Source organism: Sphingobacterium griseoflavum, assembly GCF_014653155.1.
Classification (GTDB): Bacteria; Bacteroidota; Bacteroidia; order Sphingobacteriales; family Sphingobacteriaceae; genus Sphingobacterium; species Sphingobacterium griseoflavum.
Map to the genome: position 1 here is coordinate 72,074 of NZ_BNAF01000006.1, position 24,690 is coordinate 96,763.

Genomic DNA, 24,690 nt, shown 5'->3' on the forward strand with positions numbered 1-24,690 from the left:
ATATGGCTACAGTTGAATTTTGGAAAGGGATGCAAAAAGCGTCCGATGTCGCTGGTTCTGATAAAATGATGTTCGGGGAGGATGCCTCCGGAGAGGTAAAATACATTGACTTCAACCAAGCCAAGGACTACCTTACCATTACCGGACAATCCCTAGATCCTATACCTAGTGGAGCGTTACCTACTCCTGAAGCAGGACAGGTGAGGACAATGGAGGTAGTAGGCCCAGATGCCAATCCTGATGGAAGTCCAGCAACAGCTACGTGGACACATCCAACGTTGCCGGGAGGACAGGCTAGTTTGGTTACTGGACAGGCTGGCGTGTTTTATTTCAATGGTACAGCTTGGGCGCTTCGTAACGTTCGAAACGTAAAAGGGGAGCCGGGGGAAGACGGCGCAAGCTTGTTGGCTCCTTGGGTTAGTGGCTATGTAAATCCGAGCACAGGCTCCGCAGGTTATCCATTAAACGCTGCTGTTGTTTTGGACGATGGAAAAACTATTGTTCGTAATACTATCGAAAGTAATACAAGCAATCCAAATGCTGGAGGCGAGGGGTGGCTACTTGTAGGTGGGAATACTGAAAATCTAAACAGTATACTGAAGAGTTTTTTACAGGGTAATACAAACCCCGATCCTTTCTTTAATGCAGATTACACGTTCACATCTGCCATTAATGGAACTATCAAGCAAACAAGTAGTGGGGTACTAAAGAGCAACAACACATTTGAATTGATCAGTGAGCCAGGCGAGACCCTCCAAACTTGGCTCAATATCCCCACCCTACTCCCTGATGGGAATAGGATCGCAAAAATAAGATTCAAAGGATTCAAATATAATGTGGCCAATGGACAGTTGTCCAATCTTATTGGCGTATCTGAAAATGGAATTACTAACTTATTGCCGTCCGCTTCAGGGTCGTCACAGGTAATTCCGATAGATGAGGAATTCAGTCTTTTGCCTTATTCCGCATTCTCTTTGTCTTTCTCATTTAGTGATGCAAATAGAAACAATATAGGGGTTGAGTTATTCGATCTTAGCGGCGAGGTTGTGGAGGATGCTGTTTTAAAAGAGATAAACAACTCCCAACAGAACACGAAGCTTGTATTGAAGAGTTTTTTGGAGAATATAACTGAATCAAAGGAAATTTCTTTAGAAAATAGGCACTTCGGATACTTGACAACAGACAACGTCGTGCATTCCGAGCCGGAGTATAATTACACACTAAAAGATATCGATATAACGGGATGGGGAGCCTTAAAATATGATTTTCTACCAATACAGACTAATGTGCCGGGTATATGTGCGGCATTGCTCATAGATGATTCAGATAATAAAACCGTATTGATAAACTCTCAACCTCAAGGAACGAACACGCCTTTATCAGGCATAGTTGATATTAGTGGGTATACGAAGCTTTCGCTATGTTGGAGTGCTACATATACCGGTGAGACTAAATTCCTACTCACTGAAGATGTAAATTATGAGGAAGCTGAAGACAGGGTATTACGGAAAATACAAGATGCCACTGGATATGTTTTGTCATTCAAAGATTTCGGCGCCGCTTGCGATGGTGTTACGAACGATACCCAAGCATTCGTAGACGGGATCAACCACTTAATCGCGTTGGGCGGTGGTAAAATATTATTGCCCGCAGGAGAAATGCTGATAAACCAGACAGCTATACCGTTCGTTCCGTCAAGTTCTTGGATGACGATACAGATCGAAGGAGAGAGTGTCGCTACTGGTGTATTCGGGAGCATTGGCGCTTTTCCGGTGAATAAAAAGAATAGCGTTATAAAGTGTCTAGATACAGATTTCGACGTTAACAAAGGTGTTATCTATACTACGGCTGGATCGGGTTATGCAAATTTTAACTGGATGACTTTCGTGCTTCGTAATATGGTCATAAGAACCTCAAACCCTTCCTCGATAAACGGTTTGAATCTACACAACTTCCAACAAGCTGTAGTTGAAAATGTCAATATAGATAATGGGGTATATGCTGGACAAGTTGATGAGCCGATGTTGAGAACACATGGTATTAAAATGCCGTCAAGAGATAATGGAGCTTATTCGTACATGAAAAACGTATCTGTAAGCGGATACTGGGACGGCATGATATTACAGGAGCATGTCATGGGTGATAATCTGATTGTCAATGGTTGCAAAACATCTTACGTTATTCAAGGTGCCGGTCATCCGGTTTATGTAACAAGGGCGCTGTCGCAAAAATGCCATAGAGTCTTGGAGGTCATCAACGATGGATTTTCATCTATTTTTGAAATTGCTCAATTGGTAGTTGAAAAATCATCAACCGGAACAATCACCCCCGGTCATGAATGGCAATTACCAGACACGTATGATGTGTATGATGACGACGCTAGTAGCGCTGGAAATATAACATATACTTGTTCCGTGGGTGGCGAAGGGTTAGGCTTTACCATCAATAAAAGCCCCCTCGCTGAAAACATTAATGTCCGAAAAGTTGGTTTTACAAACTGGAATTAACCATGACACCAAAAGAAAGAATAAAAGAGATACAGAAGCTAGTAGGCGCTAATCGCGACGGAGTGATCGGTCGGGAGACGCTTACCAAGTTTGCAGCTACGTTCGGCCGGCCGCGCGTACAGGTGATTCACTTCTTTGCCAACATCCACCATGAGAGCGGAGGATTCAGCATTGCCCGCGAAAACATGAACTATTCAGCGGGCCGTATCATGGATATATTCGGAATAGGAAAGCATTCTGCGAAGGTAACAGCAGCCGAATCTCAAGCACTGGCCGGAAAGCCCTACGATCTTGCGGAGCGCGTGTATGGACTCGGAAACCCAACAAAGGCTAAGGAACTAGGCAACCTGAAGGTAGGCGACGGCTGGAAGTACCGCGGAGGCGGCGCAATACAGATCACCGGCGGCGATGCATTCACTCGCTTCGGTGGGCAAGAGCTTTACCTTAATCCGGATCTAGTTGGCACATCGGCATACTACTTTACCACGGCTCTGAATTACTTCAATGAGCGCAAAGTATGGGCGCTGGCCAAGGACTTGACAGAGGAAAGCATTCGCGCAGTGTGCCGCCGGATAAACGGAGGATTGAACGGTATTGATGACCGCCGGGCAAAGGTCAGATATTACGATAGTATTTGGAAATAGAATGGAATTGAAAGAGCAACCAAACCAACCGGCCAAGCAGCCGACATTCTTGCAGATCGTCAAGCATCCGGTAACCTATGCTCTTATGGTAGTAGTCTCTGTGTTTTGGTTTGTCCTTTATTACATAGCCGACAGCAAAGACAACCAGCTAGACAGGGAAGGGGTTTTATACGAAAGGATTATAGAAGAGGTGAGAAAGCAAAATAAGCAGGAAATATCGGATCAGATCAAGCCGATTGCAGCCAAAGTAGACACCATAAAGGAAAAGGCCGATTCGACATTTAAGAACATCAACGATAAGTTGCCATGAAAAGAAGATTAGTATTGATATCGATGTTGTCACTTGGAGTGGCGACATCATCATACAACAGCGAGCGCTACCGGAAGGTCTCCGACATTGATGTCGGTAACCCACAAGACGATTTGAGTAAAAGCGCTGATAGCTTGGTTTTTAGTTTAGACCACATTAACACGATCCTTGATGAAAAATGTAAGTAGAATTTTGGCATTGGTGGTCATGGTGACCGCATTTTCTTCCTGTGGGGTTCTTCGGAAGTCCAAGCAGAAACAGTCGCATAAGCTCGAGGAAATATCCAAGCGAGACAGTGTCGAAGTGTCTACGGCCACCTCTTCCGGTGAGGTAAAAGAAAAGACCATTGACAAAGGCACTGTTACTACCGAGCGAGAGGTCACTACAGTAACAACCAAACCAGGCGCAAAGGTTAATGTCAAAGTCAACAATAAAGACCTGAAGCACGGGGAAAACTTCATACGTGATAGTGCTGGCTTACTGGTAAACCTTATAATAGATACGCTAAAAGGCACACTGGCCGTGCAAGTAGATCAGCCGGATGAAACATCTACCAAGACCGAGCGCGAGACAATTACGGAACAGAAGGATGTCACGAAGGAGCGGGAAAAAAAACAAGAGCAGCAACAGGAAAAGCAAGTGGCTGTTACTGTTGAGCAGCGGAGGGGCGAGAAGTCTTCAAGTTCGGTTAGCGAATCCCGGCCAAGCGGATCGGGGATCCTGTGGAACTGGATAGGCGGGGCCGCTGCCGTGATACTGGTGGTAGTTGGACTGGCTTGGTGGTTTTTTGGCAGGGGGAAGAAGTAAACAAATCCCCCTGCCAAAAGACAGAGGGACAGGATGTAGAATTTGAGCTGGCCAATTTCACCCAATGGACGGGTGCCGTTTATCCAGTGGTCATAAAGTTAGAATGCATTCTCTTCAAATAAAAATGAGTTAGCATTTATTTTATTTTTCCACGCCATAATAAGAAAATACGTTCTAGCAGGTGGCTTTTTCGTAAAAAACAATCGCCTTACTTACGAAATCGGACTTATTATCTTTCGTATCGATTATTGCTTTGGCCTTATCGCTTATCTTGTAGGCTACTTTGTGTTTGCCATCCCCTTTTCTTCCGGCTCCAGGGATAGCGCCTTCCATTCCGTTTTTCCTAGCCATGCTGTGAATCCTCCCATTTAAGATAATTTTCAAGGTATGCCCAAGCTCGGTCAATAACTACTATAGGATCGTTGCTTGTAACCTCGCAATTGTTTTGGACAAATACACCTTTCCAAGCTTCCGGTTCATCGTCAAGGTATACATAGTCCTTACTGTATCCGGTGAACTCTAAGCTATCAACGTCATTCAAGCATACAAACTCGATAAGTGACAGGCTTGGTCGATGATAGACCCACATCCGGTTATCGTTGTATGAGCCATCTTTAACCGCGATGTCGCAGAATAGGTATTCCGGCTGTGTGTAGTTGAATTTTTCCATAAAAATAAAAGAGCCCCGTATCGTGGGGCTGACGCCTGCATGAACTTGCTGGAAACACACAAGGTTTTAAAAAACTTCCTCTTCGTGAACCACATCACCAGATTCGTTGTCTACAATCTGAACGACACCGCCTTTATAATCGGCAAAGTAAGATTCTTCAGTGCCGTTGTACTGCGCAACGTAAGCCTTAGCTTCTTCCAAAGATAATTCGAAACCTTTGTCGTTACTGTTTTCATAATCGTTGAATACTACATTATAATTTTTCATTTTGCAAGTTTTTACGTAATCCCCATTGATTACATAACAAATATACAAACTATTTTTAAATTGTCAATACTTTTTTAAAAATAGTTTTAAAGGCTAGCGAATAATGCTAGCCTTCTTCCAACCAATGTGTGAAAATCATTGTAAAATTACAATGGCTGAAATATGGCTTTAGGGGCGTACGACGTGTATTTTTAATTTCCATTGTAATTTTACAATTATGACAACACGTCCATTTTTACAGATTTGCGGCCAATAACTTTTAAAACAAATCTGCGATCGTTTCTTTTAACTACCTCAACTCTGTACCCTTGCATTTCTATTTCCCTAACCATCTTTTTAGATACTTTTTTGAGAAATACATGGTAACTGTAAGAGTCAGCCTGCGCGCGATTGTTTATACTGAACTTGCGCCTGATAATCTTGATCAGTTCTTTAGGCGTGTGTGGCTTGTTGTGTTGTCGTTGGTTCACAGCTTCACCTCCAATTCTTTACCGGTAAGCGCGAAGTAAATTACTCTTCGAATTTCCATATAAATCCCTTGTATGTTTTTAAACGACCTCTTTTTATGGCGCTAAATGCCGTTGGCAAGCCATTAACTGATTTAGCTGCTTCGGATAGAGAAGTAAAGCTTTCTATAAAATCACCTTTTAGGGTGTATTTTTTAACAGTAATCCTGTTATGAGCTGGTTTTCCTTTTCTTTTTTTAACAGACATGGTCACTAATTTTGACATATCTCTACCTTTTGCGGTATTTGACATTTTATTTTTAGTATCGGCAGAATGTTTTATCATCTTGCCAAGAACATGGTGAGAGTGTATTTCATTTTGAGAATACGTGCACCATTCTAAATTTTCAACCCGATTGTCTGTTTTGATACCGTTTTTATGGTTTACGCAAGGATTGTTTTCGGCATTTTGTATAAATCTTTCAGCCACTAAACGATGTACTAAAAATTTCTTCTTTACACCGTTGTTAGACAGGACAACCGATGAGTATCCTGTTGATTGATCCTGTTTTAATACTCTTCCTGTTTTATTGTTAGTCACTTCGCCATTCTCTGAAACAGTATAATTTTCTTTAAAATGTTTATCTAAACTCATACTCTCTTATTATAAATTTCGTTAGCTAATTTGATTGCGGCCTCGGTGGCTTCTTGGCGGTATTCGTATGCTTCTGTATCTACTCCTTCAAAATATATCTTAGGGAAATGTATATCAGATTTAACTAAGCAACCTTGCCATGAATTGGTATAAGCACAATAAACATATTCAATCATAATACCAACAGTATCTAGCCACTGAATGATAAGATTATTGATTACAAGACGATGATGAATGCCGTAACTCTTATCTATACTGTCTTTTAAGACCTCAAATCGGTAGTGATTAAAGTCTTTACGCGCTTTATCTGTTAGTATCATACCTTAACAAAAACTTGAGGGTTTAACCATGAATCATCCACCTCATTATCTTTAAGAAGCGATAGACCGGATTCGGTGGCGGAATTACATGAGAGATAGCCATGCTTGGCGTAATTCTCAAAACGATCGACCAATTGAACCGTATCGCCATGGGGAGTGTCTTTTACGGTTCCAACAATCCCCTTCCAATCTTCTTCTGTTAGTTGGGAGGGGTGGCCGGCATGATATAAATTCCATTCTTCGGGTAGATCAATTAAATAATCTTTCCCTTTTGACCAAAACCGAATATATCTACCAAAGTTGTTGATGAATATTGCCGATTCAATTTCTGATCCTATGGGCAAATCTACAACGACTATCGTTGCCTTGCCTGTGGTTATTGTTACTTGTTTCATTTTCAATAATTTTAAGATAGGGCGGCCATACAACCGCCCTTAGTGATTAATTAGGGATAGGGTTTTGCCAAGGCTTCCAGTCCCAAGGAGTAGGGCCTCCTGGATAAGGGTGTGTACCTGCCGGCGGCCTCGGTGGTCTAGGTTCGTGAAAATCTGTATCACCACCTTCAGGAACACCCGCCTTTACCTCTGTTGTCGTCAACGCTGCCATTCCTAGAACGACTGCGGACATGATTAAAAATTTACGCATTGTTTATTTATTGAAAATTTGTATTTTGCATTGTGATGCTTGCTCCATTGTTCATCGGGCTTCTATTGCTAGCCATAGGCATTATCTTCGTCAGACGAAGTAAGAATCTATTAATTAGGATCCTTTTTGCTCTGGTCTTAGCTGCCGGATTATTTATTGTTGTGACCTTTTTCCTTTGGATCTTCGTGTATATGGCGTAGTCGATTCTATTTTAAGCCGCCATCCTTACTATCTCCCTAATCTGCCATTCTGCCCAAGCCTGCACCACGTGCGGCACCACACTGTTCCCGATGAATTTTTTCTGATCAGATTGATTGCCGTATAGCTTGTACTCGGCCGGAAATCCTTGTATAAGCTTCAGTTCTGATACCTTTAGCATCCGCATTTTGATATCCGATATCCCATACATGGCCATGAACTCTTTGATCTTGATCATAGTCTCAGAATCATCCTCGTATATCTCAATGCGCACGTGCTCGGACATATCATACTGGATGAAGTAAAGCGGTGACTTGTCCTGTCTAGCGATGATCGTAGCGCACGGCTGCTCTATGTGCATCGTATGGCCCCCGTGGGATGGGTTGTAGATGAAGCCGGCAGTGACCAAGTTGGCTTTCGGTACTGTCATCAAAGAGCCCATAGGTCGATCAACAGAAACTACCTGCCCGCCGCCGGATGTGAAATCGCGATTTATCCAATTGACCTGAACCTTCGTAAACCGATCCTTAGTAGTTAGTGTACCGGCCGGCTCATTGACGGATTGCACATTGTCACCATTACCGTAGTATTTCGCAAGGAAAGCAGGAGCAACAACGTAATGATGCTTACGGCTTGCCAATACAGTCGGGCATGGTTCATCAACCGATTTCGATACGCCACCGTATGACGAAGTGATTATGTAGGGCTCTACGTTTACAACTGAATTGTGGTCAACACAGGTTATCGATGATAGTGGTTTCTCAATCGACGTAATTTGCCCGAAAGGATCACCACTAAAGTATTTGGCGATGAATGATGTCTGCACGATACCTAGCCTGTTTTGACAAGCAATTGTCGGCATAGGCTCATCAGTCGAAGGGGTGCGGATCTTGCCCTCGCTATTCATGGAGTTGTATTTGAGGATGAAATTGTTTTTTCCTCCGGCAACTTCCTTGATCAATCCTGCATAGATCCTTTTCAGTGAATTTTCAACCAGCGGCTTTTTCCGACCGAAAATGCTTTCCCCTTCATCGTCGAAGTCAAGAAGGTCGCGCACCGGCATCCATTTTTTTAGACCGCTGCCGAATAGATCCTGCTTTCCATTTGCGTTCTTAGCGTGCGTGGGCTCCGGCCATACGATTGGCAATCCTTCTTTTGCGAAGCATCCGAATAGGCGATTACGGGAAGTGTAGGCACCAAAGTCTGCAGAGTTCAGTTCACGCCATTCATCACGGTACCCGAACGAATTAATGTGATTGCGCCATCTCAACCAGTCTTGGCCGGACTTCATGCTTACAGGCTTGCCTTTGTCGTTAAGAGGCCCCCAGGACATGAACTCCACGACATTCTCGATCTGCACGTAGTCGGGATTTAATGCTGTAACGTACCTGTCCAAGTGATCGGCAAGCGTGCGGCTGTCCGCATCTCGAGATTGACCGCCTTTTGCCTTGCTGAAATTGGTGCATTCCAAGGAGGCCCACAGGACAATCTTTGCCCATGGATATAACTCACGGTATTTATCAACTATTGCAGCTAATGGCGTTAGATCAAGCGTACGGATATCCTCTTCAAAGTGGTATACTTCGGGATGGTTTTCCCAATGGCTCCGGATCGCTTTATGATCGTGGTTGACACAGGCGGCAACTAAGGCGATAGAATTCCCGTAGGCATCCCTAGCTTTGGCGAATCCTGTAGTAGTTCCCCCAGCGCCGCAGAATAGATCGATCACGATATAGCGTATAGCTTGTGGATTCGCGACAATCTGAGGCGTGAAGGGTTTATGTTGTAAAATGAATGCGTTTATCATTGGTTAATTAATTAGTGCAAAACCCAGCTTGACAACCCGATCCCGTACCAAATACGAAATCCAGCTGTATTCCCATTTTGCTAATATTTAATAGTGAATTTTTATCCTTGAATGTTCTCTCCCTTATTTCCTCCATGATAGCAGCCCAAAACATTATCGGAGGGTGATTGTCGAAATTCTTTCGCAGTTGCTGTTCTAGCTTCCAAAAACAGTTTAAGCAATTGCTATCGTCAGGAAATACGACATCTTTATCTTTCCAAAACTCTTGTATCTGATAATGTATTATTCGATCGTCAACTAAAGGGAATTCACCTGCACGCCAAGCGATCTCCGCCCAACGATGGATCCATGTTCCGGATTTTTCCCTATAATCGCAATGAGTAGCATATTTCCAAGTTTCCGTAAACCGCTCCGCTCGTTCTATTTCATCCCAGCGATATCCGATCCGCATCTGAACTGGAAGCGAGTGGTACATAAAGAGAAACTCAAATATTGGTTGAATCTTCATTATAGTTGTACAGAATCGCTTGCTCATGTTAGGGATAGCCTTTTTAACATCCATCATCTGTTCCCAGCCCATTCCGCGCACCCAAGTTATTTCTCGACCGATCATTTGTTCTAGATCGAACATCGTCCAAAGAATTTGTGGATCCTCGGAAGTCGCTACAAATTCCGGCCAATGCGAACTGTATTTCTGCAGCTTATCGTTCACCCTTTGCATCATTTTATCATCCTTGAATCGCTGCCGGAAATGGGAATTAGCGTTATGGTTATCGATACAACATAAAGCAAACACATCGATATCTGCTGGGTAATTAGCAGCGATGTAGCTAGATGTTTTACCGCCCGAAAGACTGTTTACTGTTAGCATATTTATCGTTAATTATTATCAATTAAGGTCATAAAGTCAGAAATCATCGATATCGACGATATCCCAGTTTTTGCTTTGGAGGGTAATGGAAAATCCCTCGCGGCCTCGATAGCCTAAGTATTCCATATACCACCTAGAAACTGCTGGGACAGAACATTTAAGCTTTGCAGCTGCTTCGGTCAGGGTTAACCCTTCATGCAATAGCTCGATAGCCTTAGCTCGTATTTCTAGGGGATGTTTTGGACGACTCATTATGCCATCAGTTTATACTGTCCAACATTTACTCTTTCAAAGTGTCGCTGTAGCGTTTGTCTGATCTTTTCCTTGAAGTGTTGATTCTTTTTTACCTTGTCATCAGCAACCAGTTCAGCCATTGAATAGATATCCCTTAGTGATGCCTCACCATTTAGACGGATTAGGCATATGGAAACTACATTGCGCCATGAAGGGCTTTGCTTGACGATTACAATCGGAACTGAATTGATTAAGACATGCTTTCCTTTGATTCCGGATTGCTCGATCATCATAGAATCGTATTCGCTGTAAGAGATCAATACAGAAGGTGCGCCTCCATTGGCTTTAGCTTTTACTCCTTTGTTGTCAAAGAAGGTTAGGCGGCCTTTAATGAATAGTATGCTTTCGGCGTATGGAAAAACCCATTCTTGGAAAGGCTTGGTTTCGGTGCGCGCGAACATCAACGTGATTCCATTTGCATGAACAGCCATTTTTGATAGAAACTGATCGATAACAGTTCTGTCATAAGGCGGATTCATCCATACTCTGCCTTCCCACGGCATGATCAAACCGTTATCCAATTCCGTATAATGTTTCTTGGCTGTGTCCCAAGGCTTATCAATGGGCGAGCAAGGGTCTAAATCGAACTCACCTAATGATTTTATAAGTTCAGGATCAGTAAGCCATGTTTGCGTGTATCCTACGGGGTTCTGTCCACGCCCCATTCCTTTACTCACTTTCAACCTCCTCTCTCTCCGGCGCAATGTCGAACACGCCCGGCTTTACTTCCAGAGCAGGCGCTTCTACCTGCTCTAGGGATTGGATTACTTCGGGGCTATTCACTGGAAACCTCCTTCTCGTGGATGTTGCCTATGACTTGCAACTCGTCAAACTGAGCGGTACGGTAATACCTATCGAGACCTAATTGATTTTTAAGTGCTAAAACCCAACAAGATTTTGGCAGAGCGATGGTTCCGGTAAAAACTAATTCCTTACGTCTAAGGTGGGCTAGTACAGTATCACCTTCGTATATATCTACGCCATGTTTATCTTTCAGACCTGTAAACTGCCCAACGGTTCCGGGGATGATTTCATTATACGAGTACTTGAAGCTATCAGACCCTTTATCAGTATAAATACCTTCGTTAAATATTGTAGTTTCTACAATCTTATTTCCGCCGAAGAAATCACCATACACCCAAGCTTTACCATCCTTGCGCAGACCGCGGAATTTGATAACTCTATTCATGTGATCCTCCTTCCAAAGTATTCATGTCAACAGCTAGGCCGGCAGCGATTAGGCCTTGAAAATCAAAGTGCAATTCACAAAGGATTTTTACTGTCATGTATGAAATATCGATTTCGATCAATGATTCGACATATGACATAATTTCATCTTCGCTCATTTTTGATACATTGAAGCAATAAGCCTCCAAAATCCGGTGTATCGGCACAAACCGTTCACCGTTATGATCTATCTCTTTGGTTAGGTCGGATAGGGGGCGAAGGATGGGTTTGACTTCATCAATAGAAGAGTACCCATTCCTATGACATCCTTCTATAAAAACCTTGTTTCCGATAATTCCAGTGATAGTATTAACTTCACCATTGTCGATAATTTTCAACCCATACGGCAAGTACGGCGCTAGGTGTTCTAGTGTTAGCTTATCCATTGGTTGCTGATTTTATTAGAGTTTCTATTTCTTTTGCCTTACGGATCATCTTGACGTGAGTTGCTGATCCATCACCGTAATTTTCTTTTTGCAGATCAACAACTGACTGTAGCATGTCTAACATCTCAGGTGCTTTGCTGATCAGTTGTGCGTTGGCTTTTCCTTCATCAGATTTGTGCTTATTGACTTGGCACACCAATTTTGATGGTTCTAAATTTTTAACATCTGAAACTAAATCTCCATCGTCGCTGATAGACATTCGCCATCTACCTTTTGTACCTTTAAATTCGGTTGCCTTGCGCTTCCCCTCCAACCTAATCCTCTTAGCCTCCAAGTATGCCGTTACTGCTTGGCTTGGGCTGGTTGCTTCCGTTAGCGAAAGGCCGTATTGCTCATTCACCACCGATATGTCGTTCGCCGGATCGTTGAATACCGCCGAGAACCGTATAATGCTCTCTAGTTGCTTTCTAGTCATTGTTAGTAATTTTTAAAGTGATACCATTCGGTTATTTTTTCGGTTTGAAACGCTAGGATTGCCATTCATGGGGTTAGATGATAGCTCCTTGATCTCCTTATCGTTCCTTTCTCGGAAGAAAGATCTAATCTCTTCGTCAGATCGAGTGTCAGATGATTTTACGAATACAACAGTCTTTTTTGAATCGTTTAGTGACACCGCGCGCTGCAGTGATTTATCGAAAGTTCTATTCTCGAATACTCTTTCGTTCTTCTTTAACTTGACTTCTCCTTTTTCCATTCTTGAGTGATCGATGGAATTGATATCTTTCTTCCTTTTGATGTCTGAATGTTTTTTTACCTTTCTCGGAGGCCTGTTGCTTTTGAACTGAGGACGTAAAGGATGTCTACAGGTCGTGTGATCGATGTATCGAGTTGTTTTTCCGTACTTGGCAGCCACTTCTTGGAGCGTCATGGTTAATCTGTCATTGGCTATGTCGGAGTAAAGCTTGTCTAGATCTTTGTTCCGTCGCTTGTTTCGTGGGCCAATGTTCTTGTGAATTATAGTTTTCACAGTGTGGTAACTAATGCCAGTTTTTTCGGATATACCCATGTTGGTAATACCTTGATTTACCAGTTCAAGTATCTGATCAATTTTATGTTGTGGTGTCTTTTTCATAAATTCTATGTGAATAGGTACATTTCGTCCTCCTTTTCAATTGTAGCCTGAAAAGGCAGTCCGTCTGGTGGAACCTGTTTTATTTGCTCGATAAGTTTTGATGATCCGGAAAAACAGATATGCTTGGTTCCGTTATATTCTATTTGAAGGGTTAAGCATTCATTTTTGAAGTGCTTCGATGGCCCAAGTTTAAAATCATGAATGATTATAGGCCTGTTGAGTATCTTTGCAATTTTAATCTTGTCGCCTGTGAATGTCGTTTGTGTGATCTGAATGTTGAATGCTGAGAATGATTTCATTAGGTAAAACTGTTTTGATTAGATTCCGGCAGTTAGCATGCTTCAACCATCCCATATAACTTGATATGGATTCCCTTTTCGCTCCACGCTTAACTTTTGCCGCGAATCTCTTCTTGATGCTTTTTCGTAAAAGTTTGTGCTTATGAAAATGGACGTATCCTAAAAAATCAATCCCTCTAGACGCAACCGGAAACACCTGATAGTTTCCTTTGACATCCAGCTTTAGATTGTCTTGCAAGTATCCTGATATCTGCCAAAGAACTCGATGCAAATGATCTTTGCTATCGGATAGAATTACGATATCATCAGCATACCGGTAGTAGTACTTTATTTTCAACACCTCCTTAATCCAGTGATCAAAGTATGTCAGGTAAAAATTTGCAAAGTACTGACTTAGATAATTCCCGATCGGCAGGCCGTCGGCGCTGTCAATTATCTCATCAAGCAAGTTTAGTAGATCCTTATCCTTTAATTTCCTACGTAGCATAGACTTTAATGTATCGTGATCAACATTAGGGTAAAACTTCTTAATGTCGATCTTTAAGCAATACTTAGTTGATGATTCATCTCTGAGATCTACTGATAAGCGTCTGGATGCTTTGTGTAGCCCCATGCCTTTGATGCAGGAATAAGTGTCCGTTGTGAATGTTGATACGAATAAAGGTTCTAGAACGTTCATAATTGCATGATGTACAATCCGGTCTGGAAAGTATGGAAGCCGGTACACCTCTCGCTCTTTTGGCTCGAAAACCTTAAACACCTTGTAAGGAGATGTTTTGAATTTCTTATCGAGCAGGTCTTTTTGCAATGCGTAAAGGTTCATGTCTTGGTTTTTCATGTGGTTTTTGACGCTTTGCTGCTTTAACTTACCCTTGGATGCTAATTGGTCGGCGAGATACAGGTTATTGATATCGACTATTTTGTCGAAAAGGTTAGCATGTCTTTTCATAAGCCTCTGTTTTAGTCGGTAGCTTTCGGATTGAATCCTACTAACAACCTTTGTAACATGTTATTTTTTGCAGTGCTTGCAAGGTCCCACCCACGAATATTTTACAGATTGGGAGCTGACATTCGAATTCGAATTATCGTAGTTGTAGTCGTTGAACGAAAAACTGGCTGACGAACCTACAGAAAGCCTATGGGTGGCGACCTATGTCTTTACTAATCGATGACCATTAGGTCACGGTAAATATCTATATGAGTTTGACCGACATATTTGGCAATTTCCCTCGTAGGATAAACGAGGCGGGAGCCGACAAACGAAGCCGAAGCATCGCAGCCGAAGTCGTCGAACGAAAAACCGGCCGACGAACCCACAGAGTTGAACCAAGGATAATACTTGTATACATCCTCATCGGTATAGTCCATGTGTTCTCCACCGTTCAATGCTTTGGAAATAACCTTTAGTTGCTCGTAAGCATAGGTGTCTGCAGATAGACTTTTTCTTGCTTCTGCAAAAGCTTTCGGGTCGATCCCTTGTGAATCGCATGCATCCTCGAAAGTCTTGATATCTTTGAAGGAATCGAACTTCTTTGGCTTCTTAATTGGGAAAGGAAGTTCCACTATATTTTCCTTTAGGTCTTGACCGTTGATGTAGCGGTTGTAAGTATCTAAGAACTGTTTGCCTAGGTACGTGGCCTTTTCCGAATTTTCTACGCAGAGGCGGGAGCCGACACGCGAACCCGAATAAGCGCAGACGAAGACGCGGAACGAAAAACCGGCCGACGAACGAGCGGAGTTAAACCATGGGTAATACCAACGGTCACCTTCATTGTGGCCTAATTGATTTCCTTCTCGAACTGCGAGAACAATTACCTCTAGTTCTTTTTGAGCACGCTGCACATCGTCATCGAATTGTGTGCGGTTGTTGAATGACTCCAAGGATTCACCAGTGTAATCTAGCGCGTCTTGAAGGGTTTTTATATCCGCGTAGGATACTGATTTTTTCTTAGCAAGAGCGATCTGGTCAGCTGTCAATTCGATCTCAACGTCTTTTCCGTTGAATTTAATGATTTGTTTCATTTGATTTTTTTTATGGGTTATTACTTAGTCTTGAAATAGAAAGACCCAGCTTTTTGGCTAGGTCGGGGTTTTGTTCTATGTGCTGATGATGCGGCCAGCATAAGGATTTAAAGAAACGCTTGTCCGTAAGAAATGATCCTAAACGCCCTCGCGCGTGATGCAGGGTCACCTCTCTGCTTTTGCATCCTGGATACATGCAGATAGGATTCTCTTTCAGGAAAACATCGCGTATATTTCGGTAGTGTTTTAGCTGATCGAGTGACTTCTTGGAAAACTGTTTGATCGGTTTCTTAGGCTTGGATATTGGTTTCTTTTTTCTCTGCTTATCGTAGCACCATCCGCACATATTCTTTGCGTATATCTGTCGTAAATTACCACATGATACGCAGGTAGATGTTTTACGTTTTATCATGGCGCGGTGGTAGTTCAGCTTCCTTTATGTAGACGACTGTTTTTGGAGTTCCTTCAGTGTAAACTTTAGCCGACATGACATGAGATATATAACTGTCGTCCTTCCAGAATATTCCGGTAAGAGCGTCGAAAACGAACTTTTCTAAGTTGTCAATGTCCGGCTTTGAAGTGTGGTAGTTGCCTACGTTCGGCTTTAGCTTGTTTGAATTCTTACCGGTTCCATAATGGTGTTTTGGTCGAGCAAAGTAGAATGTAATCTGTACGAATAATGCGACGTTAAGGGGAACTGTAGGAGCCTTGACTTGTGCAATCTGGGCAAACGTAGCCTTGTCGCCGGCTGATGGATCGTAGTTAAACCCGCGACCCATCCGGTGACGCTTTAATGCTTTAGGATCTCCTAATACTTCGAAGTCAATCATCGGAACCTCCTACAATTAATTCGATTAGCTGATTTAGGCTTACCTCGGTAGGATGATTAACCGGACAAGCAATCATCCCAAACTTGCCTTTACGGAAAACAAGGATATCGTTTCCGTTATCGTAATTCCGATGGTAATGATCCTCAATGGTCATACGTTCGCGCTCTATTCGCTTGACTGCCTCTTGTAGCATTTCGTGTCCGTAGATTGCTACATGTACGTTTTTGAATGTTTTTTGCATAAATAATTTTTAATCGGTTAGTAAATCTGTTATTTCCGCGTCCATTTCTATCAGTTCCTTGAACCAATTTGTAAGCGCTATCTGCAGTGATTCTTTGTAAACGAGCTTTACACCATCGCTACCTTTTTCCAGATTGTTTGCCTGATCCATAATCTTGGATATTCGCTTTCTTTCATTGGGCCGCTGTATCTGTTCGTTTTTCAACTTTTCGATAGCGATTATTTTTCCTTGCTCCAGGTATTCCTTTTGTCTTTCCGGCGACAACTCGAATAGATTGAGTTTTTTGGCCGCCACCTTGTACAGGTAGTTACCGTGATCCTCATATCTACCGGATGATTTGAACTTTTCAAAAGCGGATTTCAAAAGGATCTTATCTTGCTCTAAAACTTCGGATTCCGTAGGCTCTTTGATTTCATCATGTCTGACTATAGCTTGCTTTGCTAAATTTGCCCTGTTTTGGCTTGCGTAGTGAGTTTTTATGAAATTTGTGAACGTGACTACATTTAATCCAAAATAGTCGCCGTAATCGCCTAAAATTCCTTTTTCTATTGCTATCGGTATCTCACCTATCCGAATGAATGGGCAATGCTCCAAAACCATATCGATCAAGTTGTTTACAATATGATCCATGTCGCTAGGTATAACCATCTGCCCCTTATCCTTGAAAGCTTTGTTTACACAGGTCATCAGCACGGTGTCAAGATCAATTTTTTCAACTTGCCAAATCTGGGCTGACTTCATAGCTTCAATCTGCCTGTCTATCGAGGTGGCTGGGAGATTGCTTTTGTCGTATCTAGTTATTTGATTTTGCATACTTGTCGATTAATGATTGTTGCATAGCCTCTGTTGCGTTTACCTTTTGCTCTTTGTCCGGTGGCGGCTTTGTGATTGGTGTTCGTCCTCGCCTAATTTCCGATGCTATCCAGGATGCACAGTATCTTTTAAACTCCTGTTCCGTTTCCGAATCCTTTCCGGTGGCCGACATGTGTAAGCAGAATGCATCGAGCCATTCCAAAACCTCATCAGGTTTAAGGCTGTTTTTCATCCCAATGCTTTGCAACCACGTTGCGTGACCGGCGCAACCTTCCTTTAATTTTTCAATCGGAATTTTTTTAGTATAAAAATTTTGTGTGTGTGATCGCTTATTATCACTCACACTATCATTTACATTTACACTTACATTAACACTATCATTTACATTTACATTATCATTTACAGCGATTTCTGCGATGTTCTGCGATCGCAAAGTATCAGTATGCGATGTTCTGCGACGCTCTGCGATTTTTTCCGCTTGATCTAGTGTTACGTGGTTGTCTGAAACTGATTGCCAAAGATCATTATGCCAGCGCTTTAGGTTGCCCATTCTACCAGCAATCGACTTGTTTTCTTTTGATGTTTCCCACTTCTTAAGGTCTCGCTTTAGCGTGGTTTTTATTTGAATAAACAAGATGTTGACGATGGGATCGTCTGATTTTGGATCTTCGTCGTTGACGTAAGCGAATATGTGCTTGATAAGTTTACCTGCCTTATCGTCTGGTAAGCTTTCAAAAACATCTTTCCAGTCGGCGTAGGCAAGGAATGATTTTTTGCCTTCTGCCATACGCTACTCCTTTCTTTTAATATTTGAAGGTGGGTTGTAAGCCACGAGCTTTAGCTTTATGTCTACCGGATCGATGTACGAAAGTATTGCCTGATGGCCTTGATCGGATACTGATTCGAAGTATTTATCGGCTTCTTTTTTTGTTCTTAGCCTAGCAGGTTGTGAGCTGTGGCTAGGAGCAACTATGCGATAAGGATATGAATAATCCTCTTCGGACAATTTGTTTTTTGATTTACTCATTTTCTATTTCGGTTAGTTCCTGTTCTAGTTCTTTGATTTTGGATGTGATGACCTGGCGCTTGTGGTCTTTTGACATAATAGGCTTGATGATCGTTTCGATGATCTTGTTAATACCTTCGGTGATAATCGGTAGATGTTTTCCCTCGAAAAACAACCTAGTAGTTATCAAAGGATCTCCTTTCGAGATTACGAGCTCTAAGTGATCATCCGTGAAAAAGTGAGAGTCAAGATTTATTGTTTGCTTCCTGATTGTCAGCTTCGTTTCCTTGTCTATTGGCAGGAAAAGAGGAGTATCTATGTACTCTACCGCCGGAAAAACTTCATTCTTTAGAAGTTCAACTATTTTTTCTAGTTCCTTCATGGTATCTATTTCGTTAGGGTAGGGGATGTAAATTCCAAGGTGGGCGCCTATGCACCAGATCTCTTCTAGAAATTCTAAAAACTGTTTGTTAGTAAATGATCCGGCGCTGGGCCAACCTGTAAGGGTTTTTATTATTGAGTGAGTGTCGCTATCGGATAACACCTGAAACCCTACTGACATGTTAAGGACTGTTCTTATCATTGGCAAGCATACGCCACGGTAGTACTTATGAAGTTCCCATGATGCCATCGCAAAGCCTTAAAATTGTATTCAGGTAGACAGACTTGGAAACTTCATCCGTAGCGTTTTTTAGGCGAGTAGCGTAATCCTTGATTAGCTCTGCGGCCCTACTGTCGGATATTTTAAAATCTTCCATCCTAGATGTTGTATTGCGGTTTGTCGATTGGATAGATCCCGTTGTGACTTCGGTACTCGTAAGACTTTAGCCAGCTGTTAGTGGATAGACAATCTTCAAAGTCTCCGCAAAGCCTTTTGAATTCAGACTTTCCATATTCAATAAGTGACTTCATTAGAAGATGAACGGAAACGTTCCCTTTTTTGTCTACCGCGATGATGTAGTAGTCTTTATCCTGATCGATAGCTTCCAGATACATTCCTCCTTGAAGCCACAAGCATCTACTAAGTATTTCCCTTTGAACTTTCTTAGGATCAGCGTCTGGCATTGATTTGAGATCGACGACATAATCTTCTCCCTCCGCATCAAGAAAAGACAGGAACTTAAATCCGTGTCGCTCCCAGTCTACTCGCTTTTCCTTAAAAAGAGCCGAATCAAGTAACGCCTTGCTTTGTTCGTTTGATAAAACGGAAATAGCCATTTCTACAGCTGACGTGTAAATGCTGTTGCTAACAACTGTTTTGTCTTTTGAAGATTCCAGAAAAGCATTGTATGTAGCTTTTCCATCCTTTGTCCTGCGATCGCACTCTGGAGCGATGGCATAAGTTTTATCAAAGTTTTGAGGTTCCAGAACTAAGCAGTGCAGCACCTTGCCCAAAAGAATGCTATCGGTGTCATCGGTACCAAAAAGCTTGTAGTTAACAAAGTGTTTTGGAGACTTCCGAAAATTGGAAAGGGAAGAGTAGGACAAGTATAGCTCGCCACGCTGATACTTATCCTCCATGGTAGTTACATACGCTTCCTTGATAGCTATGTAATCAGGGTTTAATTCAAATACGTTCATAACTAAGATTTGGGTTTATAGTTCTTTTCAGCGGATTGTAGCACGGTAAGTTTTGCGGGTGGGATAAAAATGTTACTTCCTTGTATTTTGGAGATAACATCTTTTTCGCCTTTGTTTATTTTAAACAAAGCACTTTCAAACTGCTTATCATTAATCGTTTTAGGCTGATTGATATTAGTGGGCTCAGGTTCTTTCGGCTTCTTGTCATCCTGATCCGTAGAGAGTGGTTTACGCTCTGGATTATCGATGTCATCCTGATCCGTAGGGATGTGGAAGTATTTCAGAATAAAATAACGCTCCCCGTATGTCATAGCGGATCCTACGCCTTTATCCCAATCGTTTTGACCGTTGGCCCCAAAACTGTTCTCATCCTTTTCACCGGTGTCGACATCAACCCAGGTGAATTTCATCATCACTTTGGATAGGATCTCGGATTTAGGCTTTTCGTAGGTTGTACCGATGCCCGTCCTGTAGTCTATCCGCTCGTTTTCGATAGAAATGATCTCCTGCTTTAGAAGTACGCCAAGATCATCCATTTTAGCGCGCACAGTGGATAGAACTTTCTCTCCGGACACATAATCATATCCGTGGCCTTTCTTGTCTTTAGCGAAGCCGCGAACCGATTTCTGAATCTCGTGTAGTTTGTTGTATATTCCCATAGCTATACCGGATTAACAATATGTTGACCTAAAACATAGCAGGCAAATGCAGCGAAGAATATTATTACAACTGCTATTGACCCACCTATGAGCATCGAAGCAAACTCTTTTTCGGCATTGTCGAGGTACATCCACCAAAGCTCTACTCGTCTTTTTGCGTTTCTAAATTTCCTTTTCATTTCGTTTAATAAATTGGTGAAAACTCTTATTAGCTAATTCTATTACCTTTTTGTGATCGAAGTAGGTAGTGCTTCGCTTTCCGTTTTGGCAAGCGGGCCTGAGCATGCCGGCCGATATCCACTTTCTAGCGCGCTCCGCTCCGTAGTACTTGTAAAGCTCGGTTCGATTTATTTGGGGCTTAGCCAGGATATCATCTATACGCTGCTCTCGGACTATCAGCATTGCAAACTCCTTGAGCTTGTCAATGTTAGATACTGTTATTTCGTCATCCATATGCTGAATTATTTTGATGTCAATAGAAAAGCCCGACTGTTCGCCGGGCTGGACTTCGGTTTCTGGTCGTAGGCACGTCAAACCGAAAAAGGTTGCCTGTCAAGTTGTGGAGAGAGCAGGATTCGAACCTGAAGTTGCGTGCTATTCGGATACTATTCACACGTCACGGGCGTTTCAACTTATAACCCTCATTGCGTCTACCAATTCCGCCATCTCTCCGCTGTTTCATTGTTTCCAAATCATCAGTATAGGTACACACCTATATACAGCTTATTTGTGCCCGTACCACTATTTCAAGGTTGAGGGTTTGAGTCGATCCTAGTATCGTGATTGTACTTGCAACAATCTGGTCGGTGCTTTAAACCTGCACACGGTTTATAAAGAGCGAGTGTTTTGGGATTGGCTAGGGAGTCGAACCCCAACTAAGCCACCTAACGGCGCCAATCTTTTGCTAAATTTTAAGGCATAGCTATCGCCTGACAGGTAGTTTTTGAACCTGTAATTGATTGATATTTATGTGGTTTTGCTTTTTAAGTTAGGACTGATGGGACGTTGTTATGTCGGGTTGCCCACTCCCTGCGCATCATGGTTTTGAATTCGTCCCAAGACCTGACATACCCCTTTTCGATATCTCTGCATGCATCGCGCTCCAGCTGCTGTAGATCTTCCTGCTGCTCAGGGGTGGCTGAGTTACGACGGTCCCGTGCATGCTCGTTGAATACTACGAAGTTCAAAATCTTACCGACCTCGCGAAAGTCGGTTTCTTTGAATCTTCCAAGTAAGGAACATAGCTTGTTGTAGAAGTCGCCTGATAGTTTACGATGCTGGATAAGTTCGTCGTAAACGAATTTGATGACATGGTACTCGAATTTCGGATTAAGCCACATTGCAAACTTGATGAAAAGGTATGGGTGCATCCATGTACCGCCGTTTTTTCCGCGTGATTTTAAATAGGCGGAATTCCGCGTATTTAATTTTTCTTCATTTAGAAGAACTTCAATAAATTCTTTGGTTTGTTTGTTTTCGAAAAAGTGCTTTATCTCCTTTTTCATACCGCTGCTTTTATTCCATTGCTTAAGTAGAGTTGTGGCATCAAACATCGAATCTTTAGTGCGCTGCACTACATCGAAGTCGTTAAGTTTCCTTACTATGTTGGCGTTAGTTTTCATTATGCAGTCCTTCCAACAAAGGTTAGTAATTCGTTGTTTTCTCCCTTTTTTGTCCAAACCCTAAATCTTTTATTTGTATGAGATTTAAAGCGGTACTGCAGCTGTCTTGCGTATGAGGGCTTTGCATCAACCTTAAATGCTTCATTTATAGACATATCGTCCATTAGCTTATTAAGGCTTTGTTTTTCTTCAATTTTTGGCATGTGTACTCTCTCCATAATAATACTAATACGTTACAATTCTATGACAAACATTAGTAATACACTTTGTACATTTGCACCACATGATGGGAATAATGTTAGTGATTTACTATCTGAACAATACAAAATTACTAACTATTAGTAATCATCCAAAATTTTAGTGCTAATAATTAGTAATTATTTTTTATATGCTTGAATATCAGGGAGAAAAATTTAGTAGTTGGATCAAAAAACATCTAAAGGAAACTGGATTAACCGCTGTTGACGCAAGGGAAAAGCTAGGAATTAGCAATACAGCATACTACAGCCTGTTTAAAAGCAAAAATTTATCAAGAGAGAGTGTAAACCGGATTGTTTCCGCTTTCAAGGTGTCCGAAGAGGAGATTTGGGGAGATGATCTATCTAAGTCGAACGCTAAGCCAGCATTATTCAAGGGTACTGGGCAACCTAACATGTGGGTGGTGCCAGTGAAAGCCCAGGGAGGGTTTTTAGAAGGATATGGAGACAGTGTTATACTGGAGCAGAACATAGAAAAGGTTTACTTTCCGTTTGTTGGGCAAGAGTGCTTTGCGTTCGAGATCGATGGGCTGAGCATGGTTACCGAATACATGCCCGGAGAATATTTTGTAGGCAGCCCTATAGAAAACTTCAAACACATGGTAAAAGGGAAGGTCTACGTGTTTCAAACAGTAGACGGAATAATTCTAAAAGAATTTGTTAAAATAGAAGAAGATAATATCTATCTTAGATCACAGAACGAAGATTATAACCCTGTTAAGCCAATTTACTTGAAAGAGGTGAAGCGGGTATATCAACGCGAAATGATCATTAAAAACTAACCAATCTATTATGAAGAAAATGTTTTTTTACTTTATAGTATTGCTAGCGGTTTCGTATTCCTGCTCTAAGGGATGTACGTACAACGGCAAACCGCTTAAAGTGGGTCCGCAAGGCGGGTGTTACTATGTTACTGATAATGGTAATAAGGAATATGTTGATAGATCAGCTTGTAATTGTGATTAATCCAAATAAAATATGAGAATCTTAACAATATTGATTTGTAGTGTTCTTTTTTCTTGTTCTAAAGACGACAAAGACATTCAAGGAACTTGGCACACTATCAACTACGGTGAAGCTACATACCCCCATGTGGTTTTTGATAGCGGGGATGTAAAAATAATAACATCGGAATCAGGATCGGGATGGTCTGGAAGCTACTCGATATCAAACAACCAAATTCTAATGAAGCAAGAAGGGAGTAGCGGTAATTACAGATTTTCTTTTGATCTTAATGGAGATAAGCTATACATGAAAAATTTAGGCGAAGTAACACTAACTTTTCCGTACCACGAATTTAATCTAGGTAGATAAATCCTGGTTAAGATCAAAACTATTTAGGGATATTCTATAAAAATAGGATTGGGTAAAAAATACTGTTTTATAAAAGATTTACATGTTTTTACGCATAATTATAAAAAACTGTAAATAAGGTCTTTATATGCTTGTTGAAAAGGGTTCGAATCCCTCTCTCTCCGCTGAAAGCTTCAATTCAAAAGATTGGAGCTTTTTTTGTGTCCAGCGTTGTTCACATGTTCGCTGAGGGATGAGAACCCTGAGGTTCGATCCGAAGGAGGTTTAGGGCCTGGTGCGGGGTAGTGGGGCTAAACCAATCCCTCTCTCTCCGCTGAAAGCTTCAATTCAAAAGATTGGAGCTTTTTTTGTCCAGCGTTGTTCACATGTTCGCTGAGGGATGAGAACCTTTGGGTTCGATCCGAAGGAGGTTTAGGGCCTGGCGCGGGGTAGTGGGGCTAAACCAATCCCTTTCTCTCCGCGATCAACTAGAAGCGTTTAGCTAAAAAGTTAGAATTTTCTTTTTCTGCTACTTACAATCCGTAAGATAATAGAATAAATTAGAATTTAAAGTCAATTGGCAGCGTTTATGCCACAGCTTTGGCAGCGCTTTGAAACGCCAATATCATAGCTCTTACTACAGTGTAGTTTTTTGTTTTTTGTGGGGTTTTAGCATTAGGGTGTTAATTCTGCGCTGGCAGAGTTATTTAAGCTCCTATTTAAAGCAAGGTATTTAGTGGGGATTGATAAAAATAATTATGACGATGTGGCAGAGAAAAAATGAGAAGGGTTTATACTACAAGTACTTTTAGCGTTTTTTGATCGCGCCGTCTCCACAGCGATCAAAATCAAATTTTTCACTTTCCAGTTCCTGCGACTAA

37 protein-coding genes and 1 tRNA gene are annotated in these 24,690 nt (G+C 41.9%); 8 read left to right on the top strand and 30 right to left on the bottom strand.

Annotated elements, in window-relative coordinates; translation table 11 throughout:
• Positions 1-2 precede the first annotated feature (2 nt).
• Genes IE165_RS09065 through IE165_RS09085 form a run of 5 tightly spaced genes read left to right on the top strand, consistent with a single transcriptional unit; the run spans position 3 to position 4,268 of the window.
• Positions 3-2,507, top strand: a complete 2,505-nt coding sequence (locus IE165_RS09065) for a glycosyl hydrolase family 28-related protein (RefSeq protein WP_189626299.1) — start codon at positions 3-5, stop codon at positions 2,505-2,507.
• A 2-nt stretch (positions 2,508-2,509) separates the two neighbouring features.
• Positions 2,510-3,151: a glycoside hydrolase family 19 protein gene (locus tag IE165_RS09070; RefSeq protein ID WP_189626300.1), complete on the top strand. Its 642-nt coding sequence runs from the start codon at positions 2,510-2,512 to the stop codon at positions 3,149-3,151.
• A gap of 1 nt (position 3,152) precedes the next feature.
• A complete protein-coding gene (locus IE165_RS09075) occupies positions 3,153-3,461 on the top strand; it encodes a hypothetical protein (RefSeq protein ID WP_189626301.1) in 309 nt (102 codons plus the stop codon).
• Positions 3,458-3,649 (top strand): hypothetical protein, encoded by a 192-nt coding sequence (locus tag IE165_RS09080; RefSeq protein WP_189626302.1) that lies wholly within the window; start codon positions 3,458-3,460, stop codon positions 3,647-3,649. Before IE165_RS09075 ends, IE165_RS09080 begins: the two co-directional genes overlap by 4 nt.
• Entirely contained in the window at positions 3,633-4,268 is a 636-nt protein-coding gene (locus IE165_RS09085) for a hypothetical protein (protein ID WP_189626303.1), read from the top strand. The genes IE165_RS09080 and IE165_RS09085 overlap by 17 nt, the downstream gene beginning before the upstream one ends.
• A 174-nt stretch (positions 4,269-4,442) precedes the next feature.
• Here IE165_RS09085 and IE165_RS09090 read toward each other — a convergent pair whose 3' ends face one another.
• The 27 genes from IE165_RS09090 to IE165_RS09215 all read right to left on the bottom strand — a co-directional run bounded on the left by IE165_RS09090 (position 4,443) and on the right by IE165_RS09215 (position 20,637).
• Positions 4,443-4,619: a hypothetical protein gene (locus IE165_RS09090; protein ID WP_189626304.1), complete on the bottom strand. Its 177-nt coding sequence runs from the start codon at positions 4,617-4,619 to the stop codon at positions 4,443-4,445.
• Positions 4,612-4,938: a hypothetical protein gene (locus IE165_RS09095; RefSeq protein ID WP_189626305.1), complete on the bottom strand. Its 327-nt coding sequence runs from the start codon at positions 4,936-4,938 to the stop codon at positions 4,612-4,614. Before IE165_RS09095 ends, IE165_RS09090 begins: the two co-directional genes overlap by 8 nt.
• A gap of 66 nt (positions 4,939-5,004) precedes the next feature.
• Positions 5,005-5,205, bottom strand: coding sequence for a hypothetical protein (locus IE165_RS09100; RefSeq protein WP_189626306.1), 201 nt, complete (start codon positions 5,203-5,205; stop codon positions 5,005-5,007).
• Positions 5,206-5,715: 510 nt separating this feature from the next.
• Positions 5,716-6,306, bottom strand: a complete 591-nt coding sequence (locus IE165_RS09105; RefSeq protein ID WP_189626307.1) for an HNH endonuclease — start codon at positions 6,304-6,306, stop codon at positions 5,716-5,718.
• A complete protein-coding gene (locus IE165_RS09110) occupies positions 6,303-6,626 on the bottom strand; it encodes a hypothetical protein (protein WP_189626308.1) in 324 nt (107 codons plus the stop codon). The genes IE165_RS09105 and IE165_RS09110 overlap by 4 nt, the downstream gene beginning before the upstream one ends.
• A complete protein-coding gene (locus tag IE165_RS09115; RefSeq protein WP_189626309.1) occupies positions 6,623-7,021 on the bottom strand; it encodes a hypothetical protein in 399 nt (132 codons plus the stop codon). Before IE165_RS09115 ends, IE165_RS09110 begins: the two co-directional genes overlap by 4 nt.
• Positions 7,022-7,067: 46 nt before the next feature.
• Positions 7,068-7,271: a hypothetical protein gene (locus IE165_RS09120; protein WP_189626310.1), complete on the bottom strand. Its 204-nt coding sequence runs from the start codon at positions 7,269-7,271 to the stop codon at positions 7,068-7,070.
• Positions 7,272-7,482: 211 nt separating this feature from the next.
• The gene (locus IE165_RS09125; RefSeq protein WP_189626311.1) at positions 7,483-9,276 is read right to left on the bottom strand and encodes a DNA cytosine methyltransferase; all 1,794 of its coding nucleotides are present in this window, start codon (positions 9,274-9,276) and stop codon (positions 7,483-7,485) included.
• Between the two features lie 7 nt (positions 9,277-9,283).
• The gene (locus IE165_RS09130) at positions 9,284-10,147 is read right to left on the bottom strand and encodes a hypothetical protein (RefSeq protein ID WP_189626312.1); all 864 of its coding nucleotides are present in this window, start codon (positions 10,145-10,147) and stop codon (positions 9,284-9,286) included.
• Positions 10,148-10,183: 36 nt separating this feature from the next.
• Positions 10,184-10,399 carry a helix-turn-helix domain-containing protein gene (locus tag IE165_RS09135; RefSeq protein WP_189626313.1) on the bottom strand — a complete coding sequence of 72 codons (216 nt, stop codon included), beginning with the start codon at positions 10,397-10,399 and terminating at the stop codon, positions 10,184-10,186.
• Entirely contained in the window at positions 10,399-11,118 is a 720-nt protein-coding gene (locus IE165_RS09140; RefSeq protein WP_189626314.1) for a DNA N-6-adenine-methyltransferase, read from the bottom strand. The genes IE165_RS09135 and IE165_RS09140 overlap by 1 nt, the downstream gene beginning before the upstream one ends.
• Before the next feature lie 98 nt (positions 11,119-11,216).
• A complete protein-coding gene (locus IE165_RS09145; RefSeq protein ID WP_189626315.1) occupies positions 11,217-11,630 on the bottom strand; it encodes a YopX family protein in 414 nt (137 codons plus the stop codon).
• Positions 11,623-12,054 carry a hypothetical protein gene (locus tag IE165_RS09150; RefSeq protein WP_189626316.1) on the bottom strand — a complete coding sequence of 144 codons (432 nt, stop codon included), beginning with the start codon at positions 12,052-12,054 and terminating at the stop codon, positions 11,623-11,625. Before IE165_RS09150 ends, IE165_RS09145 begins: the two co-directional genes overlap by 8 nt.
• Positions 12,047-12,529, bottom strand: a complete 483-nt coding sequence (locus IE165_RS09155; RefSeq protein WP_189626317.1) for an XkdD/Y8K6 family phage-associated protein — start codon at positions 12,527-12,529, stop codon at positions 12,047-12,049. Before IE165_RS09155 ends, IE165_RS09150 begins: the two co-directional genes overlap by 8 nt.
• A gap of 12 nt (positions 12,530-12,541) precedes the next feature.
• On the bottom strand, positions 12,542-13,186 hold the full coding sequence (locus IE165_RS09160) for a hypothetical protein (protein WP_189626318.1): 645 nt from the start codon (positions 13,184-13,186) through the stop codon (positions 12,542-12,544).
• A 5-nt stretch (positions 13,187-13,191) separates the two neighbouring features.
• Positions 13,192-13,485, bottom strand: coding sequence for a DUF8468 domain-containing protein (locus tag IE165_RS18655; protein ID WP_506004872.1), 294 nt, complete (start codon positions 13,483-13,485; stop codon positions 13,192-13,194).
• Positions 13,421-14,434, bottom strand: coding sequence for an RNA-directed DNA polymerase (locus tag IE165_RS09165; RefSeq protein ID WP_189626319.1), 1,014 nt, complete (start codon positions 14,432-14,434; stop codon positions 13,421-13,423). Before IE165_RS09165 ends, IE165_RS18655 begins: the two co-directional genes overlap by 65 nt.
• Positions 14,435-14,646: 212 nt before the next feature.
• Positions 14,647-15,507, bottom strand: coding sequence for a hypothetical protein (locus IE165_RS09170; RefSeq protein WP_189626320.1), 861 nt, complete (start codon positions 15,505-15,507; stop codon positions 14,647-14,649).
• Between the two features lie 398 nt (positions 15,508-15,905).
• Positions 15,906-16,337 (bottom strand): RusA family crossover junction endodeoxyribonuclease, encoded by a 432-nt coding sequence (locus tag IE165_RS09175; RefSeq protein ID WP_189626321.1) that lies wholly within the window; start codon positions 16,335-16,337, stop codon positions 15,906-15,908.
• A complete protein-coding gene (locus tag IE165_RS09180) occupies positions 16,330-16,578 on the bottom strand; it encodes a hypothetical protein (RefSeq protein WP_189626322.1) in 249 nt (82 codons plus the stop codon). The genes IE165_RS09175 and IE165_RS09180 overlap by 8 nt, the downstream gene beginning before the upstream one ends.
• 9 nt (positions 16,579-16,587) lie before the next feature.
• Entirely contained in the window at positions 16,588-17,391 is an 804-nt protein-coding gene (locus IE165_RS09185) for a hypothetical protein (protein WP_189626323.1), read from the bottom strand.
• Positions 17,372-18,178 (bottom strand): DUF6291 domain-containing protein, encoded by an 807-nt coding sequence (locus IE165_RS09190; RefSeq protein WP_189626324.1) that lies wholly within the window; start codon positions 18,176-18,178, stop codon positions 17,372-17,374. Before IE165_RS09190 ends, IE165_RS09185 begins: the two co-directional genes overlap by 20 nt.
• Positions 18,179-18,181: 3 nt before the next feature.
• Entirely contained in the window at positions 18,182-18,418 is a 237-nt protein-coding gene (locus tag IE165_RS09195; RefSeq protein ID WP_189626325.1) for a hypothetical protein, read from the bottom strand.
• Positions 18,411-19,028, bottom strand: a complete 618-nt coding sequence (locus IE165_RS09200) for a hypothetical protein (RefSeq protein WP_189626326.1) — start codon at positions 19,026-19,028, stop codon at positions 18,411-18,413. Before IE165_RS09200 ends, IE165_RS09195 begins: the two co-directional genes overlap by 8 nt.
• A complete protein-coding gene (locus IE165_RS09205) occupies positions 19,006-19,155 on the bottom strand; it encodes a hypothetical protein (protein WP_189626327.1) in 150 nt (49 codons plus the stop codon). The genes IE165_RS09200 and IE165_RS09205 overlap by 23 nt, the downstream gene beginning before the upstream one ends.
• A gap of 1 nt (position 19,156) precedes the next feature.
• Positions 19,157-19,978 (bottom strand): PD-(D/E)XK nuclease-like domain-containing protein, encoded by an 822-nt coding sequence (locus IE165_RS09210; RefSeq protein WP_189626328.1) that lies wholly within the window; start codon positions 19,976-19,978, stop codon positions 19,157-19,159.
• Between the two features lie 2 nt (positions 19,979-19,980).
• Complete coding sequence (locus IE165_RS09215) at positions 19,981-20,637, bottom strand: ERF family protein (protein WP_189626329.1); 657 nt, start codon at positions 20,635-20,637, stop codon at positions 19,981-19,983.
• A gap of 231 nt (positions 20,638-20,868) precedes the next feature.
• Between IE165_RS09215 and IE165_RS09220 the strand changes: the two genes are divergently transcribed.
• Positions 20,869-21,162, top strand: coding sequence for a hypothetical protein (locus IE165_RS09220; RefSeq protein WP_189626330.1), 294 nt, complete (start codon positions 20,869-20,871; stop codon positions 21,160-21,162).
• A gap of 35 nt (positions 21,163-21,197) precedes the next feature.
• On the opposite strand, the gene IE165_RS09225 is transcribed toward IE165_RS09220, so the two are convergent.
• The 3 genes from IE165_RS09225 to IE165_RS09235 form a co-directional block, all read right to left on the bottom strand.
• A tRNA-OTHER gene (locus IE165_RS09225) sits at positions 21,198-21,309 on the bottom strand.
• Positions 21,310-21,620: 311 nt separating this feature from the next.
• Positions 21,621-22,259, bottom strand: coding sequence for a KilA-N domain-containing protein (locus IE165_RS09230; protein WP_262891177.1), 639 nt, complete (start codon positions 22,257-22,259; stop codon positions 21,621-21,623).
• Entirely contained in the window at positions 22,259-22,477 is a 219-nt protein-coding gene (locus IE165_RS09235; RefSeq protein WP_189626331.1) for a hypothetical protein, read from the bottom strand. Before IE165_RS09235 ends, IE165_RS09230 begins: the two co-directional genes overlap by 1 nt.
• Positions 22,478-22,647: 170 nt before the next feature.
• On the opposite strand from IE165_RS09235, the gene IE165_RS09240 reads away from it, so the two are divergent.
• Positions 22,648-23,298 carry a S24 family peptidase gene (locus tag IE165_RS09240; protein WP_189626332.1) on the top strand — a complete coding sequence of 217 codons (651 nt, stop codon included), beginning with the start codon at positions 22,648-22,650 and terminating at the stop codon, positions 23,296-23,298.
• 196 nt (positions 23,299-23,494) lie between these two features.
• Positions 23,495-23,830 carry a hypothetical protein gene (locus IE165_RS09245; RefSeq protein WP_189626333.1) on the top strand — a complete coding sequence of 112 codons (336 nt, stop codon included), beginning with the start codon at positions 23,495-23,497 and terminating at the stop codon, positions 23,828-23,830.
• Positions 23,831-24,690 lie beyond the last annotated feature (860 nt).

Bases quoted from the DNA above. Each gene is read 5' to 3' on its own strand.
- IE165_RS09075 (WP_189626301.1), top strand. From the start codon at position 3,153: ATGGAATTGAAAGAGCAACCAAACCAACCGGCCAAGCAGCCGACATTC.
- IE165_RS09110 (WP_189626308.1), bottom strand. From the start codon at position 6,626: ATGATACTAACAGATAAAGCGCGTAAAGACTTTAATCACTACCGATTT.
- IE165_RS09090 (WP_189626304.1), bottom strand. From the start codon at position 4,619: ATGGCTAGGAAAAACGGAATGGAAGGCGCTATCCCTGGAGCCGGAAGA.
- IE165_RS09130 (WP_189626312.1), bottom strand. From the start codon at position 10,147: ATGCTAACAGTAAACAGTCTTTCGGGCGGTAAAACATCTAGCTACATC.
- IE165_RS09240 (WP_189626332.1), top strand. From the start codon at position 22,648: ATGCTTGAATATCAGGGAGAAAAATTTAGTAGTTGGATCAAAAAACAT.
- IE165_RS09215 (WP_189626329.1), bottom strand. From the start codon at position 20,637: ATGGGAATATACAACAAACTACACGAGATTCAGAAATCGGTTCGCGGC.
- IE165_RS09235 (WP_189626331.1), bottom strand. From the start codon at position 22,477: ATGGAGAGAGTACACATGCCAAAAATTGAAGAAAAACAAAGCCTTAAT.
- IE165_RS09245 (WP_189626333.1), top strand. From the start codon at position 23,495: ATGAGAATCTTAACAATATTGATTTGTAGTGTTCTTTTTTCTTGTTCT.
- IE165_RS09080 (WP_189626302.1), top strand. From the start codon at position 3,458: ATGAAAAGAAGATTAGTATTGATATCGATGTTGTCACTTGGAGTGGCG.
- IE165_RS09105 (WP_189626307.1), bottom strand. From the start codon at position 6,306: ATGAGTTTAGATAAACATTTTAAAGAAAATTATACTGTTTCAGAGAAT.
- IE165_RS09155 (WP_189626317.1), bottom strand. From the start codon at position 12,529: ATGACTAGAAAGCAACTAGAGAGCATTATACGGTTCTCGGCGGTATTC.
- IE165_RS09160 (WP_189626318.1), bottom strand. From the start codon at position 13,186: ATGAAAAAGACACCACAACATAAAATTGATCAGATACTTGAACTGGTA.
- IE165_RS09095 (WP_189626305.1), bottom strand. From the start codon at position 4,938: ATGGAAAAATTCAACTACACACAGCCGGAATACCTATTCTGCGACATC.
- IE165_RS09100 (WP_189626306.1), bottom strand. From the start codon at position 5,205: ATGAAAAATTATAATGTAGTATTCAACGATTATGAAAACAGTAACGAC.
- IE165_RS09120 (WP_189626310.1), bottom strand. From the start codon at position 7,271: ATGCGTAAATTTTTAATCATGTCCGCAGTCGTTCTAGGAATGGCAGCG.
- IE165_RS09200 (WP_189626326.1), bottom strand. From the start codon at position 19,028: ATGGCATCATGGGAACTTCATAAGTACTACCGTGGCGTATGCTTGCCA.
- IE165_RS09190 (WP_189626324.1), bottom strand. From the start codon at position 18,178: ATGGCAGAAGGCAAAAAATCATTCCTTGCCTACGCCGACTGGAAAGAT.
- IE165_RS09180 (WP_189626322.1), bottom strand. From the start codon at position 16,578: ATGCAAAAAACATTCAAAAACGTACATGTAGCAATCTACGGACACGAA.
- IE165_RS09145 (WP_189626315.1), bottom strand. From the start codon at position 11,630: ATGAATAGAGTTATCAAATTCCGCGGTCTGCGCAAGGATGGTAAAGCT.
- IE165_RS18655 (WP_506004872.1), bottom strand. From the start codon at position 13,485: ATGAAATCATTCTCAGCATTCAACATTCAGATCACACAAACGACATTC.
- IE165_RS09230 (WP_262891177.1), bottom strand. From the start codon at position 22,259: ATGAAAACTAACGCCAACATAGTAAGGAAACTTAACGACTTCGATGTA.
- IE165_RS09115 (WP_189626309.1), bottom strand. From the start codon at position 7,021: ATGAAACAAGTAACAATAACCACAGGCAAGGCAACGATAGTCGTTGTA.
- IE165_RS09065 (WP_189626299.1), top strand. From the start codon at position 3: ATGGCTACAGTTGAATTTTGGAAAGGGATGCAAAAAGCGTCCGATGTC.
- IE165_RS09150 (WP_189626316.1), bottom strand. From the start codon at position 12,054: ATGGATAAGCTAACACTAGAACACCTAGCGCCGTACTTGCCGTATGGG.
- IE165_RS09205 (WP_189626327.1), bottom strand. From the start codon at position 19,155: ATGGAAGATTTTAAAATATCCGACAGTAGGGCCGCAGAGCTAATCAAG.
- IE165_RS09210 (WP_189626328.1), bottom strand. From the start codon at position 19,978: ATGAACGTATTTGAATTAAACCCTGATTACATAGCTATCAAGGAAGCG.
- IE165_RS09185 (WP_189626323.1), bottom strand. From the start codon at position 17,391: ATGCAAAATCAAATAACTAGATACGACAAAAGCAATCTCCCAGCCACC.
- IE165_RS09175 (WP_189626321.1), bottom strand. From the start codon at position 16,337: ATGATTGACTTCGAAGTATTAGGAGATCCTAAAGCATTAAAGCGTCAC.
- IE165_RS09125 (WP_189626311.1), bottom strand. From the start codon at position 9,276: ATGATAAACGCATTCATTTTACAACATAAACCCTTCACGCCTCAGATT.
- IE165_RS09195 (WP_189626325.1), bottom strand. From the start codon at position 18,418: ATGAGTAAATCAAAAAACAAATTGTCCGAAGAGGATTATTCATATCCT.
- IE165_RS09085 (WP_189626303.1), top strand. From the start codon at position 3,633: ATGAAAAATGTAAGTAGAATTTTGGCATTGGTGGTCATGGTGACCGCA.
- IE165_RS09165 (WP_189626319.1), bottom strand. From the start codon at position 14,434: ATGAAAAGACATGCTAACCTTTTCGACAAAATAGTCGATATCAATAAC.
- IE165_RS09070 (WP_189626300.1), top strand. From the start codon at position 2,510: ATGACACCAAAAGAAAGAATAAAAGAGATACAGAAGCTAGTAGGCGCT.
- IE165_RS09135 (WP_189626313.1), bottom strand. From the start codon at position 10,399: ATGAGTCGTCCAAAACATCCCCTAGAAATACGAGCTAAGGCTATCGAG.
- IE165_RS09170 (WP_189626320.1), bottom strand. From the start codon at position 15,507: ATGAAACAAATCATTAAATTCAACGGAAAAGACGTTGAGATCGAATTG.